Source organism: Desertibaculum subflavum (assembly GCA_003576705.1).
GTDB classification, from domain to species: domain Bacteria; phylum Pseudomonadota; class Alphaproteobacteria; order Ferrovibrionales; family Ferrovibrionaceae; genus Desertibaculum; species Desertibaculum subflavum.
Genome location: QOZS01000057.1, coordinates 23086 through 33977 on the forward strand (window position 1 = coordinate 23086; position 10892 = coordinate 33977).

The window sequence follows — 10892 nt, forward strand, 5'->3', positions numbered from 1 at the left end:
TCTCATCGCCTGGCCCCGCGCAGCTTCGCCTTCTTGATCAGGCCCTCGTACTGGTGGGCCAGAAGATGCGACTGCACCTGGGCCACCGTGTCCATGGTGACGCTGACCACGATGAGCACCGAGGTGCCGCCGAAATAGAACGGCACCGCGTACCGCGCGACCAGGAACTCGGGCAGCAGGCAGACGAAGGTCAGGTAAACGGCGCCGACCGCGGTCAGCCGCGTCAGCACGCTGTCGAGATACTCGGCCGTGCGCTGTCCCGGCCGGATACCGGGCACGAAGCCGCCCTGCTTGCGCAGGTTCTCCGCCGTCTCGGTCGGGTTGAAGACGATCGCGGTGTAGAAGAAGCAGAAGAAGATGATCAGCGCGCCGTACAGGAACATGTAGAGCGGCTGACCGTGGGCGAGCCAGGCGCTGACCGTCTGCAGCCATTCCGGCCCGGAGCCGGCGCCGAAGCTCGCCACCGTCGCCGGCAGCAGGAGCAGCGAGGACGCAAAGATCGGCGGGATCACGCCCGCGGTGTTGAGCTTGAGCGGCAAGTGCGAGCTTTCGCCGCCGAACATGCGGTTGCCGACCTGGCGCTTCGGGTATTGCACCAGGATGCGCCGCTGCGCCCGCTCCATGAACACGATGAAGGCGATCAGCGCTACCACCATGACCAGCAGGCCGATGATCAGGATGGTCGGCAGCGCGCCCTGGCGGCCGAGCTCGAAGGTGCCGACCAGCGCCCGCGGCACTTCGGCGACGATGCCGGCGAAGATGATCAGCGAGATGCCGTTGCCGACGCCGCGCTGGGTGATCTGCTCGCCGAGCCACATCAGGAACACGGTTCCGCCGGTCAGCGTGATCACCGTGGTCGCCAGGAAGAAGACCCCAGGATTCTGCACCACGGCGCCGGAACTGCCGGACATGCCGACCAGGCCGCTCGCGATGCCATAGCCCTGCAGCAACGCCAGCACGACCGTGCCATAGCGGGTGTACTGGTTGAGGCGCTTGCGGCCGGCCTCGCCTTCCTTCTTCATCGCCTCGAAGCTCGGCATCACCGTGGTGAGCAGCTGCACGATGATCGATGCCGAGATGTAAGGCATGATGTTGAGGGCGAAGATGGTCATGCGCCCGAGCGCACCGCCGGCGAACACATCGAACAGGCCGAGGATGCCGCCCTTGTTCTGCTGGAACAGGTCTTTCAGGATCGCCGGGTCGATGCCGGGCAGCGGAATATAGGTGCCGAGGCGATAGACGATCAGCGCGCCGAGCGTGAACCAGATGCGCTTCTTCAGCTCCGTCGCCTTGGCGAAGGCGCCGAAGTTGAGATTGGCGGCAAGTTGCTCGGCAGCAGAGGCCATGGCTATCCCCGAGAGCGCGGCAGAGCGGCCATCAGGCCGCCTTGCGCTCCGACTTCGGCTTCATCTTCTTGACCGGCGGCGGGGGCGGCGGCGGCAGCACCACCGTGCCGCCCGCGGCCTCGACCGCGGCGACGGCCGACTTCGAGGCGCCGGCCACGTGAATGGTGATCTTGGTCGAGAAGTCGCCCTTGGCGAGCAGGCGCACGCCGTCGATCCGGCCGCGCACCAGGCCGGCCGCAACCAGCTCGTCCCGGCCGATCGGCTGGTCGGCCTTGATGCGGCCTTCGGCGATCGCCGCCTGCAGCTTGCCGAGGTTCAGCTCGTCGTATTCCTTCGAGAACGGTGCCTTGAAGCCGCGCTTCGGCAGGCGCCGATGCAGCGGCATCTGGCCGCCCTCGAACCCCTTGATGGCAACGCCGGTGCGCGCCTTCTGGCCCTTCACGCCGCGGCCGCCCGTCTTGCCCTTGCCGGAGCCGATGCCACGGCCGATCCGCATGCGCCGCTTGCGGGCGCCGGGATTGTCACTCAGCTCGTTCAATCGCATGGATCAGTTCCTTGAGACTTAGGCGCCCTGGCCTTCGACCTTCACCAGGTGGTGGACCTTGGCGATCATGCCGCGCACCGCGGCCGTGTCCTCGAGCTCGCGGGTGCGGTGCAGCTTGCCGAGGCCGAGCCCCTTCAGGACCACGGCCTGGCTTTCCGGGCGGTTGTTGGCGCTGCGGATCTGGGTGACGCGGAGGGTCTTCTTCGCGCTCATGCCGCGGTCTCCTCCGCCGCCGGCTGCCGCTCGCTGCGGCGGCCGATGATCTCGCCGACCTTCTTGCCGCGCTTGTTCGCCACGTAGCGCGGCGACTGCAGGTTGGCAAAGGCGGCGAAGGTGGCCTTCACCATGTTGTGCGGGTTCGAGGTGCCCATCGACTTGGTCACCACGTCCTGCACGCCGAGCGTCTCGAACACCGCGCGCATCGGACCGCCGGCGATGATGCCGGTGCCGGGCGGCGCCGCGCGCAGCACGACCTTGCCGGCACCGTGGCGGCCGTTCACGTCGTGATGCAGGGTGCGGCCTTCGCGCAGCGGCACGCGCACCATGTTGCGCTTGGCCTGCTCGGTCGCCTTGCGGATCGCCTCCGGCACCTCGCGGGCCTTGCCGGAGCCGTAGCCCACGCGGCCCTTCTGGTCGCCGACCACGACCAGGGCGGCGAAGCCGAAGCGCCGGCCGCCCTTCACCACCTTGGCGACGCGGTTGATGCTGACGAGCTTGTCGAGCAGTTCGGACTCGCCGCGATCACCGCGCTCGCGCTCGCCATGTTCCGGACGCAGCATCGGATTACCTTCCCTCAGAATTCCAGGCCGGCTTCGCGGGCGCTGTCGGCAAGCGCCTTGACCCGGCCGTGATAGAGATAGCCGCCGCGGTCGAACACGACCTGGGTCACGCCCGCCGCCTTGGCGCGTGCCGCGATCAGCTTGCCGACCTCGGCCGCCGCCGCCTTGTCGGCGCCGGTCTTGACCTTGCCTTTCAGGTCCTTTTCGAGCGTCGAGGCAGCGGCGATGGTCACGCCCTTCTCGTCGTCGATCACCTGCGCGTGGATGTGCCGCGAGGAGCGGAACACCGACAGCCTCGGCCGCCCGCTGCTCACCCGGCGCAGTCGCGCACGGGTGCGCGACTGGCGCCGCGCGAACAGCTTGTCGCTCTTGTTGCTCATGGCCGGTCGCTCCGCGTCACTTCTTCTTGCCTTCCTTGCGGAGGATCTTCTCGTCCGCGTACTTCACGCCCTTGCCCTTGTAGGGCTCCGGCCCGCGGAACGAGCGGATCTCCGCCGCCACCTGTCCGACCTTCTGGCGGTCCGCGCCGGAGATCGTGATCGAGGTGGGCTTCTCGCACTTGATCTCGATCCCCTGCGGGATCGGATAGTTGATGTCGTGGCTGTAGCCGAGCTGCAGGTTCAGCATCTTGCCCTGGACCGCGGCGCGGTAGCCGACGCCGTTGATCTCGAGCTCCTGGCTGAACCCCTTGGCGACGCCGTTCACCAGGTTGCTCACCAGGGTGCGCTGCATTCCCCACATCATCCGGCCGCGCCGTGTCTCGACGTTCGGCTTCACGGTGATCTTGCCGTCGGCCAGCGTGACGCCGATCTCGTCGACCAGGGTCAGCGCGAGCTGGCCCTTCGGCCCCTTGGCCGAGACCGTGGCGCCCTGGATCTGCACCTGGACGCCGGCCGGCACAGAAATCGGATTTCTTCCGATGCGTGACATGGCTCTACCTCAGAATACCCGGCACAGAACCTCGCCGCCGACATTGGCGGCGCGGGCTTCCGCGTCGGACATGACGCCGCGCGGCGTCGACAGGATCGAGATGCCGAGCCCGTTGCGCACGCGCGGCAGCTCCTTGATGCCGGAATAGACGCGCCGGCCCGGCGTCGACACACGGCTGATCGCCTTGATCACCGGCTCGCCCTCGAAATACTTGAGCTCGATGGTGAGCGCGCCCTGCCCGGTATCGGTGTCGCTGCGCTCGAAGCCGCGGATATAGCCCTCGCGCTTCAGCACTTCGAGCACGTTCTCGCGCAGGCGGGAGGCCGGGCTCTCCACCTTGGTCTTCTTCGCCCGCTGTCCGTTGCGGATGCGGGTCAGCATATCGCCGAGCGGATCGGTCATTGCCATCTGCCGGATTCCCTTACCAGCTCGCCTTCACCATGCCGGGGATCTGGCCGTTCGAGGCCAGATCGCGCAGCAGGATGCGGCAGACGCCGAGCTTGCGATAATAGGCCCGCGGCCGGCCGGTCAGCTGGCAGCGGTTGCGGATGCGCGAGGGCGCCGAGTTGCGCGGCATCTCGGCGAGCCTCAGGCGCGCCTCGAACCGTTCCTCGGCCGTCTTCGTCTCGTCGTTCGCGACCATCTTCAGCCGCGCACGCTTGGCCGCATAACGCTTGGCCAGCTGCCGCCGGTGCTCGTTCTTCTCGATCGCGCTCTTCTTCGCCATCGCCGTCTCCGGTTCAATTCGCGAACGGCATGTTGAAGCCCTTGAGAAGCGCCTTGGCCTCCTCGTCGGTCTTCGCCGTCGTGCAGATGATGATGTCCATGCCGCGGACCGTGTCGATCTTGTCGTAGTTGATCTCCGGGAACACGATCTGCTCCTTCAGGCCCATCGCATAGTTGCCCCGGCCGTCGAAGCTCTTGGCCGAGGTGCCGCGAAAGTCGCGGACGCGCGGCAAGGCGATGTTGATCAGCCGGTCGAGGAACTCGTACATGCGGTCGCGGCGCAGCGTGACCTTGCAGCCGATCGGCAGCCCCTCGCGGATCTTGAAGGTCGCGATCGCCTTCTTGGCCTTGGTGACGACCGGCTTCTGCCCGGCGATCGCCGTCATGTCGGCGACCGCGGCGGTCAGCTTCTTGGAATCGCCGGTCGCCTCGCCGACGCCCATATTGATGACGATCTTGTCGATCCGCGGCACCTGCAGGTCGTTCTTGTAGCCGAACTTCTCCTTCAGCTCGGCCTTGACGACCTTGCTGTAGTGATCGGCGAGACGGGCCTTGGCCATGGCTGCCACCTCAGATGTCGATGATTTCGCCGGACCGCTTGGCGAAGCGGACCTTGCGACCGTCATCGAGGGTGCGGAAGCCGACGCGGGTCGGCTTGCCGTCCTTGGGGTCCTCGATGGCGAGGTTGGAGAGATGGATCGGCGCCTCCTTCTCCACGATGCCGCCGGGATTGCCGGCGGCCGGGCGGGTATGGCGCTTCACCTTGTTGATACCGGAGACGACGGCGCGGGTCTCGGTGGGGATCATGCGGATGATCTCGCCCCGACGGCCCTTGTCGCGCCCGGTCGTGACGACAACCTTGTCGCCCTTCTTGAGCTTGAACTTCGCGGCCATCACAAAACCTCCGGCGCGAGCGAAATGATCTTCATGTGGTTCTTGGCGCGCAGCTCGCGCGTCACCGGCCCGAAGATGCGGGTCCCGATCGGCTCGTTCTGCTTGTTGATCAGCACCGCCGCGTTGCGGTCGAAGCGGATCGCGCTGCCGTCCGCGCGGCGCACTTCCTTCGCCGTGCGCACGATGACGGCGCGGTGCACGTCGCCCTTCTTCACGCGGCCGCGCGGGATCGCCTCCTTGACCGAGACGACGATGACGTCGCCGACCGAGGCGTATTTGCGCTTGGAGCCGCCCAGCACCTTGATGCACTGGACGCGGCGCGCGCCGGAATTGTCGGCGACTTCGAGGTTGGATTCGACCTGGATCATGGCTTCAGCCCGTCAGTGCCGCTTCAGCTCGCCTTGGCCGCCGCATCCCCTGCCACCAGCTCCCAGCGCTTCAGCTTGGAGATGGGACGGCATTCCTGGATGCGGACGACGTCGCCGACCTTGGACGTGTTGGCCTCATCATGCGCGTGGTAGCGCTTGGTGCGGCGGATGAACTTCTTGTAGATCGGGTGCATGACGCGGCGCTCGACCTCGACCACGATGGTCCGGTCGTTCTTGTCGCTCACCACCACGCCCTGCAGAACGCGTTTCGGCATCGCCCTCTCCTCCTACGCCCGCACGCCGGCGGCACGCAGCACGGTCTTCACCCGTGCGATGTCGCGGCGCACCTGCTGCACCCGGGCGGTGCTCTCGAGCTGCCCGGTCGCGCGCTGGAAGCGCAGGTTGAACTGTTCCTTCTTCAGGTTCTCGAGCTGGTCGCTCAGCTCGTCCTTGGTCTTGCCGACCAGGTCGCGCGCCTTCATATCGGGGACCTCTCAAGAGCGCGGGTGACCACGCGGGTGCGGATCGGCAGCTTCGCGGCGCCGAGCATCAGCGCCTCGCTGGCAAGCTGCGCCGGCACGCCGTCCAGCTCGAACATGATGCGGCCGGGCTTCACGCGGCACACCCAAAGCTCGGGCGTGCCCTTGCCCTTGCCCATGCGGACCTCGGTCGGCTTCTTCGAAACCGGCACGTCGGGAAACACGCGGATCCACATGCGCCCGGTGCGCTTGATGTGGCGCGAGATGGCGCGGCGCGCCGCCTCGATCTGGCGCGCGGTCACCCGCTCGGGCTCCATCGCCTTCAGGCCGACCGAGCCGAAGTTCAAGGCCGTGCCGCCCTTGGCATTGCCCTTGATCCGACCCTTGAACGCCTTGCGGTACTTGGTGCGTTTCGGTTGCAGCATGATGCCCTATCCTCAGCCCGCGGCCGTGCGGCCGGTCGAGCCGGCCTGCTCGGCCAGGCGCTTGTCCTGCGCCATCGGGTCGTGCGCCAGGATCTCGCCCTTGAACACCCACACCTTGACGCCGCACGTGCCGTACGCGGTCTTCGCCGTCGCGATGCCGTAATCGATATCGGCGCGCAGCGTATGCAGCGGCACGCGGCCCTCGCGGTACCACTCCATGCGCGCGATCTCGGCGCCGCCGAGCCGGCCGCCGCAATTGATGCGAATGCCCTGGGCGCCGAGCCGCATGGCCGATTGCACGGCCCGCTTCATGGCGCGGCGGAAGGCGACGCGGCGCTCCAGCTGCTGGGCGATGCTCTCGGCGACCAGCTTGGCGTCGATCTCGGGCTTGCGGATCTCGACGATGTTCACATGCACTTCCGACGAGGTCATCTTGGCTAGGTCGGTGCGCAGCTTCTCGATATCGGCGCCCTTCTTGCCGATCACCACGCCGGGACGCGCGGTATGGATCGTCACGCGCGCCTTGCGCGCCGGGCGCTCGATCACGATGCGGCTGACGCCGGCCTGGGTCAGGCGCTTCTCCAGGAAGCGGCGGATGCGCAGGTCCTCGTGCAGGCGGATGCGATAATCCTTCTTGCCGGCATACCAGCGCGAATCCCAGGTCCGGTTGACGCCGAGCCGAAGGCCGATCGGATTGACTTTCTGACCCATCAGGCTTGCTCCTCGGCGCGCTCGCGCACGACCAGATAGAGATTGGAGAACGGCTTGCGGATGCCGGCGCCGCGGCCGCGGGCGCGCGCATGGAAGCGGCGCATCACCAGCCCCTTGCCGGCATAGGCCTCCGCCACCACCAGACGGTCGACGTCGAGCTGGTGGTTGTTCTCCGCGTTGGCGATGGCCGACTGGAGCGCCTTGCGCACATCCACCGCCATCTTCTTCCGCGAGAAGGCGAGCGCATTGAGCGCCGCATTGACGGTGAGGCCTCGGATCGACTCCGCTACCAGGTTCAGCTTGCGCGGGCTGGTCTTCAGCCCGTGCGCCACTGCCTTGGCTTCGTTGTCGGCGAGCGAACGCTGCCGCGCCTGCTTGCCCATGGCTACTTCCTCTTCACCTTCTTGTCCGCCGCGTGACCGGTGAACGTGCGGGTCGGCGAGAACTCGCCGAGCTTGTGACCCACCATTTCCTCGGTGACCATGACGGGAATGAACTTCTTGCCGTTGTAGACGCCAAACGTCAGGCCGACGAATTGCGGCAGGATGGTGGAGCGGCGAGACCAGGTCCTGATGATCTCCTTCCGCGCCGCATCCCGCGCCGTATCGGCCTTCTTCAGCAGATAGCCGTCGACGAAGGGGCCCTTCCAGACTGAACGCGCCATGCGCCGAGCTCCCCTACGAGGTCTTGCGGTTGGACGGGCGACGGCGGACGATCCACTTGTCCGTCGCCTTGTTGTTGCGGGTGCGCGCACCCTTGGTCGGCTTGCCCCACGGGCTGACCGGGTGACGGCCGCCCGAGGTGCGGCCTTCGCCGCCGCCATGCGGATGGTCGATCGGGTTCATGGTGACGCCGCGGTTGTGCGGGCGGCGGCCCTTCCAGCGCATCCGGCCGGCCTTGCCGATCTGGATGTTCTGGTTGTCGGGGTTGCTGACCGCGCCGACCGTCGCCATGCACTCGGCCCGCACCAGGCGCTGCTCGCCGGAGGCGAGCCGCAGCAGGGCGAAGTTGCCGTCCTTGCCGACCAGCTGGCAGTACGAGCCGCCGGCGCGGGCGAGCTGACCGCCCTTGCCGATCTTCAGCTCGACATTGTGCACCACGGTGCCGACCGGGATCGAGCGCAGCGGCATTGCGTTGCCGGGCTTCACGTCGACCTTCTCGCCGGACACCACCTGGTCGCCGACGCGCAGCCGCTGCGGCGCCAGGATGTAGGCGAGCTCGCCATCGGCGTACTTGATCAGCGCGATGAAGGCGGTGCGGTTCGGATCGTATTCCAGCCGCTCCACCGTCGCCGCCACGTCGAACTTGCGGCGCACGAAGTCGACCACGCGATAGCGCCGCTTGTGCCCGCCGCCGCGGAAGCGCGAGGTGATGTGGCCGTGGTTGTTGCGGCCGCCGGTCGAGGTGAGGCCGTGGCTCAGCCCCTTGACCGGATCGCCCTTCCAGAGCCCGGACCGGTCGACCAGCACGAGACCGCGCTGGGACGGCGTGACGGGCTTGTATGTCTTGAGCGCCATGTGCTCAGACCCCCGTGGTGATGTCGATCTTCTGGCCGTCGGCCAGCGTCACCATCGCCTTCTTCCAATCGGAGCGCTGGCCGGGCCGGCCGCGGAACATCTTCGCCTTGCCCTTCATGCGCACCGTGTTGACGGCGGTGACCTTGACGTTGAACAGACCCTCGACCGCAGCGCGGATCTCGGGCTTGGATGCGTCGAGCGGCACCCGGAAGGTGACCTGGTTGTGCTCGGTGATGCGCGTCGCCTTCTCCGTAACCACCGGGTTCAGAATCAGGTCGTACATCCGCTCGCGCGTGAGCTTAGGTTTCATCGCCGGGGTCATTTCAGGCGGGCCTCCAATCCGGCGACCGCGGCGCGCGTCAGCACCAGCGTGTCGCGACGCAGGATGTCGTAGACATTGGCGCCCTGCTCCGGCAGCAGGTCGATGCCGACCAGATTGCGCGCCGCCAGCATCATGTTCCGGTCGAGCTCGCGGCCGTCGATGATCAGCGCCGAGGAGAGCCCGAGCTTACCGAGCTTCTGCGCCAGCATCTTGGTCTTGGCTTCGGTCAGGCGGGCCTCGTCGAGCACGATCAGCTTGCCCTCCGCCTGCTTGGCCGAGAGCGCCGTCTTCAACGCGAGCTTGCGCACCTTCTTCGGCAGGTCGATCGCATGGCTGCGCACGACCGGGCCGAAGGCCTTGCCGCCGCCGCGAAACTGCGGCGCGCGCTTGGCGCCGTGACGGGCGCGGCCGGTGCCCTTCTGGCGATAGATCTTGGCCGTCGAGCCCCGGACCTCGCCATAGGTCTTGGTCTTGTGCGTGCCCTGCTGGCGCTTGGCCAGCTGGTACACGACCATGCGGTGCAGGATGTCGGCGCGCGCCGGCATCGCAAAGATGCCGTCGTCGAGATCGATGGTGCCGATCTCCTGCGCGTCCAGGTTACAGACCTTGAGCTGCGCCATGACGGTTACTCCTTCGCCTCGGCAGGCGCTGCCGCGGCATCGGCCCCGGAGGCATTCGGTCCGCGCACGGCGGCCGGGAACGGCAGGTCCTTCGGCGCCGGGCGCTTCTTGGCGTCGCTGACCAGCACCCAACCGCCCTTGGCGCCGGGGACGGCGCCCTTGATCAGGATCAGGCCGCGCTCCGCATCGGTGCGCACGACCTCGACCGACTGCATGGTGATGCGCACATCGCCCAGATGGCCGGCCATCTTCTTGCCCTTGAAGGTGCGGCCGGGATCCTGGCGCTGACCGGTCGAACCGTGGCTGCGATGTGAGATCGACACGCCGTGGGACGCCTCCAGGCCGCGGAAGTTGTGCCGCTTCATGGCGCCGGCGAAGCCCTTGCCGATCGTGGTGCCGACCACGTCGACCTTCTGGCCGACGATGAAATGCTCGGCCGAGAGCTCCGCGCCGACCTCGACGAAGGCATCGGGCGTGACCCGGAACTCGACCAGCTTCTGCTTCGGCTCGACCTGCGCCTTGGCAAAATGGCCGCGCAGCGCCTTCGTGGTGCGCTTCACCTTGGCCTTGCCGGCACCGAGCTGGACGGCGTCGTAGCCGTCCTTGTCCTTGGTGCGGTGGGCGACGACCTGACAGCCATCGACCTTCAGCACCGTCACCGGCACATGCGCACCTTCGGCGCTGAACACGCGCGTCATGCCGAGCTTCTGCGCGATGAGACCCGTCCGCATCGCCTCAGCCCCCCGTGGACAGCTTGATTTCCACGTCGACGCCGGCGGCGAGGTCGAGCTTCATCAGCGCGTCCACCGTCTGCGGCGTCGGCTCGATGATGTCGAGCAGCCGCTTGTGGGTGCGGATCTCGAACTGCTCGCGCGACTTCTTGTCGATGTGGGGCGACCGGTTGACCGTGAAGCGCTCGATATTGGTCGGCAGCGGGATCGGGCCACGCACGCGCGCACCGGTGCGCTTCGCCGTGTTGACGATCTCACTGGTCGACTGATCGAGGATCCGGTGGTCGAACGCCTTGAGGCGGATCCGTATGTTCTGGTTGTCCATGGCCGTCGCCCGTTGAAATCAGCAGGGGCCCGATGATCGGGCCCCCGCAATCAGACTCGTTACTGGATGATGGAGGAGACGACGCCGGCGCCGACGGTGCGGCCGCCCTCGCGGATGGCGAAGCGAAGACCTTCGTCCATCGCGATCGGCGCGATCAGCGTCACTTCCATCGTCA

The 10892-nt window shown here is 67.3% G+C and carries 23 protein-coding genes; all 23 read right to left on the reverse strand.

Annotated elements, in window-relative coordinates; all coding sequences use genetic code 11:
• Positions 1–2: 2 nt before the first annotated feature.
• Entirely contained in the window at positions 3–1346 is a 1344-nt protein-coding gene (gene secY / locus DT074_RS23055; RefSeq protein ID WP_119422217.1) for a preprotein translocase subunit SecY, read from the reverse strand.
• A gap of 31 nt (positions 1347–1377) precedes the next feature.
• Entirely contained in the window at positions 1378–1890 is a 513-nt protein-coding gene (gene rplO / locus DT074_RS23060) for a 50S ribosomal protein L15 (protein WP_119422218.1), read from the reverse strand.
• 18 nt (positions 1891–1908) lie between these two features.
• Entirely contained in the window at positions 1909–2103 is a 195-nt protein-coding gene (rpmD, locus tag DT074_RS23065) for a 50S ribosomal protein L30 (protein WP_119422219.1), read from the reverse strand.
• Positions 2100–2669 (reverse strand): 30S ribosomal protein S5, encoded by a 570-nt coding sequence (gene rpsE, locus DT074_RS23070; RefSeq protein ID WP_119422220.1) that lies wholly within the window; start codon positions 2667–2669, stop codon positions 2100–2102. Before rpsE ends, rpmD begins: the two co-directional genes overlap by 4 nt.
• 14 nt (positions 2670–2683) lie before the next feature.
• The gene (gene rplR / locus DT074_RS23075; protein ID WP_119422221.1) at positions 2684–3049 is read right to left on the reverse strand and encodes a 50S ribosomal protein L18; all 366 of its coding nucleotides are present in this window, start codon (positions 3047–3049) and stop codon (positions 2684–2686) included.
• Between the two features lie 16 nt (positions 3050–3065).
• On the reverse strand, positions 3066–3599 hold the full coding sequence (rplF, locus tag DT074_RS23080) for a 50S ribosomal protein L6 (RefSeq protein WP_119422222.1): 534 nt from the start codon (positions 3597–3599) through the stop codon (positions 3066–3068).
• Positions 3600–3608: 9 nt separating this feature from the next.
• Complete coding sequence (gene rpsH, locus DT074_RS23085) at positions 3609–4007, reverse strand: 30S ribosomal protein S8 (protein ID WP_119422223.1); 399 nt, start codon at positions 4005–4007, stop codon at positions 3609–3611.
• 13 nt (positions 4008–4020) lie between these two features.
• On the reverse strand, positions 4021–4326 hold the full coding sequence (gene rpsN, locus DT074_RS23090) for a 30S ribosomal protein S14 (protein ID WP_119422224.1): 306 nt from the start codon (positions 4324–4326) through the stop codon (positions 4021–4023).
• Positions 4327–4339: 13 nt separating this feature from the next.
• Positions 4340–4885, reverse strand: coding sequence for a 50S ribosomal protein L5 (rplE, locus tag DT074_RS23095; protein ID WP_119422225.1), 546 nt, complete (start codon positions 4883–4885; stop codon positions 4340–4342).
• 10 nt (positions 4886–4895) lie between these two features.
• On the reverse strand, positions 4896–5219 hold the full coding sequence (gene rplX, locus DT074_RS23100; protein ID WP_119422226.1) for a 50S ribosomal protein L24: 324 nt from the start codon (positions 5217–5219) through the stop codon (positions 4896–4898).
• Complete coding sequence (gene rplN / locus DT074_RS23105; RefSeq protein WP_119422227.1) at positions 5219–5587, reverse strand: 50S ribosomal protein L14; 369 nt, start codon at positions 5585–5587, stop codon at positions 5219–5221. Before rplN ends, rplX begins: the two co-directional genes overlap by 1 nt.
• Before the next feature lie 23 nt (positions 5588–5610).
• On the reverse strand, positions 5611–5862 hold the full coding sequence (gene rpsQ, locus DT074_RS23110; RefSeq protein WP_119422228.1) for a 30S ribosomal protein S17: 252 nt from the start codon (positions 5860–5862) through the stop codon (positions 5611–5613).
• Between the two features lie 12 nt (positions 5863–5874).
• Complete coding sequence (gene rpmC, locus DT074_RS23115; protein ID WP_119422229.1) at positions 5875–6069, reverse strand: 50S ribosomal protein L29; 195 nt, start codon at positions 6067–6069, stop codon at positions 5875–5877.
• Entirely contained in the window at positions 6066–6491 is a 426-nt protein-coding gene (gene rplP, locus DT074_RS23120) for a 50S ribosomal protein L16 (RefSeq protein ID WP_119422230.1), read from the reverse strand. Before rplP ends, rpmC begins: the two co-directional genes overlap by 4 nt.
• 12 nt (positions 6492–6503) lie before the next feature.
• Positions 6504–7202, reverse strand: coding sequence for a 30S ribosomal protein S3 (gene rpsC / locus DT074_RS23125; protein WP_119422231.1), 699 nt, complete (start codon positions 7200–7202; stop codon positions 6504–6506).
• Entirely contained in the window at positions 7202–7585 is a 384-nt protein-coding gene (rplV, locus tag DT074_RS23130; protein ID WP_119422232.1) for a 50S ribosomal protein L22, read from the reverse strand. Before rplV ends, rpsC begins: the two co-directional genes overlap by 1 nt.
• 2 nt (positions 7586–7587) lie before the next feature.
• Complete coding sequence (gene rpsS, locus DT074_RS23135) at positions 7588–7866, reverse strand: 30S ribosomal protein S19 (protein ID WP_119422233.1); 279 nt, start codon at positions 7864–7866, stop codon at positions 7588–7590.
• Between the two features lie 13 nt (positions 7867–7879).
• Complete coding sequence (gene rplB / locus DT074_RS23140; RefSeq protein ID WP_119422234.1) at positions 7880–8719, reverse strand: 50S ribosomal protein L2; 840 nt, start codon at positions 8717–8719, stop codon at positions 7880–7882.
• A gap of 4 nt (positions 8720–8723) precedes the next feature.
• Positions 8724–9029 carry a 50S ribosomal protein L23 gene (locus tag DT074_RS23145; RefSeq protein ID WP_368744863.1) on the reverse strand — a complete coding sequence of 102 codons (306 nt, stop codon included), beginning with the start codon at positions 9027–9029 and terminating at the stop codon, positions 8724–8726.
• Positions 9030–9037: 8 nt separating this feature from the next.
• The gene (gene rplD, locus DT074_RS23150) at positions 9038–9661 is read right to left on the reverse strand and encodes a 50S ribosomal protein L4 (protein WP_119422236.1); all 624 of its coding nucleotides are present in this window, start codon (positions 9659–9661) and stop codon (positions 9038–9040) included.
• 5 nt (positions 9662–9666) lie between these two features.
• Positions 9667–10392, reverse strand: coding sequence for a 50S ribosomal protein L3 (rplC, locus tag DT074_RS23155; RefSeq protein WP_119422237.1), 726 nt, complete (start codon positions 10390–10392; stop codon positions 9667–9669).
• A gap of 4 nt (positions 10393–10396) precedes the next feature.
• A complete protein-coding gene (gene rpsJ, locus DT074_RS23160) occupies positions 10397–10717 on the reverse strand; it encodes a 30S ribosomal protein S10 (protein WP_119422238.1) in 321 nt (106 codons plus the stop codon).
• Positions 10718–10776: 59 nt separating this feature from the next.
• On the reverse strand, positions 10777–10892 hold a 116-nt coding region (locus DT074_RS23165), incomplete at its 5' end, for an EF-Tu C-terminal domain-related protein (RefSeq protein WP_497746158.1).

Coding starts and splice junctions, on each gene's coding strand:
- rplB (WP_119422234.1), bottom strand. CDS start 8,719: ATGGCGCTCAAGACATACAAGCCCGTCACGCCGTCCCAGCGCGGTCTC.
- rpsJ (WP_119422238.1), bottom strand. CDS start 10,717: ATGGACAACCAGAACATACGGATCCGCCTCAAGGCGTTCGACCACCGG.
- rpsE (WP_119422220.1), bottom strand. CDS start 2,669: ATGCTGCGTCCGGAACATGGCGAGCGCGAGCGCGGTGATCGCGGCGAG.
- rplN (WP_119422227.1), bottom strand. CDS start 5,587: ATGATCCAGGTCGAATCCAACCTCGAAGTCGCCGACAATTCCGGCGCG.
- rplP (WP_119422230.1), bottom strand. CDS start 6,491: ATGCTGCAACCGAAACGCACCAAGTACCGCAAGGCGTTCAAGGGTCGG.
- DT074_RS23145 (WP_368744863.1), bottom strand. CDS start 9,029: ATGAAACCTAAGCTCACGCGCGAGCGGATGTACGACCTGATTCTGAAC.
- rpsN (WP_119422224.1), bottom strand. CDS start 4,326: ATGGCGAAGAAGAGCGCGATCGAGAAGAACGAGCACCGGCGGCAGCTG.
- rpsQ (WP_119422228.1), bottom strand. CDS start 5,862: ATGCCGAAACGCGTTCTGCAGGGCGTGGTGGTGAGCGACAAGAACGAC.
- rplO (WP_119422218.1), bottom strand. CDS start 1,890: ATGCGATTGAACGAGCTGAGTGACAATCCCGGCGCCCGCAAGCGGCGC.
- secY (WP_119422217.1), bottom strand. CDS start 1,346: ATGGCCTCTGCTGCCGAGCAACTTGCCGCCAATCTCAACTTCGGCGCC.
- rplV (WP_119422232.1), bottom strand. CDS start 7,585: ATGGGCAAGCAGGCGCGGCAGCGTTCGCTCGCCGACAACGAAGCCAAG.
- rplX (WP_119422226.1), bottom strand. CDS start 5,219: ATGGCCGCGAAGTTCAAGCTCAAGAAGGGCGACAAGGTTGTCGTCACG.
- rplD (WP_119422236.1), bottom strand. CDS start 9,661: ATGGCGCAGCTCAAGGTCTGTAACCTGGACGCGCAGGAGATCGGCACC.
- rplE (WP_119422225.1), bottom strand. CDS start 4,885: ATGGCCAAGGCCCGTCTCGCCGATCACTACAGCAAGGTCGTCAAGGCC.
- rpsC (WP_119422231.1), bottom strand. CDS start 7,202: ATGGGTCAGAAAGTCAATCCGATCGGCCTTCGGCTCGGCGTCAACCGG.
- rpsS (WP_119422233.1), bottom strand. CDS start 7,866: ATGGCGCGTTCAGTCTGGAAGGGCCCCTTCGTCGACGGCTATCTGCTG.
- rplF (WP_119422222.1), bottom strand. CDS start 3,599: ATGTCACGCATCGGAAGAAATCCGATTTCTGTGCCGGCCGGCGTCCAG.
- rpsH (WP_119422223.1), bottom strand. CDS start 4,007: ATGGCAATGACCGATCCGCTCGGCGATATGCTGACCCGCATCCGCAAC.
- rplC (WP_119422237.1), bottom strand. CDS start 10,392: ATGCGGACGGGTCTCATCGCGCAGAAGCTCGGCATGACGCGCGTGTTC.
- rplR (WP_119422221.1), bottom strand. CDS start 3,049: ATGAGCAACAAGAGCGACAAGCTGTTCGCGCGGCGCCAGTCGCGCACC.
- rpmC (WP_119422229.1), bottom strand. CDS start 6,069: ATGAAGGCGCGCGACCTGGTCGGCAAGACCAAGGACGAGCTGAGCGAC.
- rpmD (WP_119422219.1), bottom strand. CDS start 2,103: ATGAGCGCGAAGAAGACCCTCCGCGTCACCCAGATCCGCAGCGCCAAC.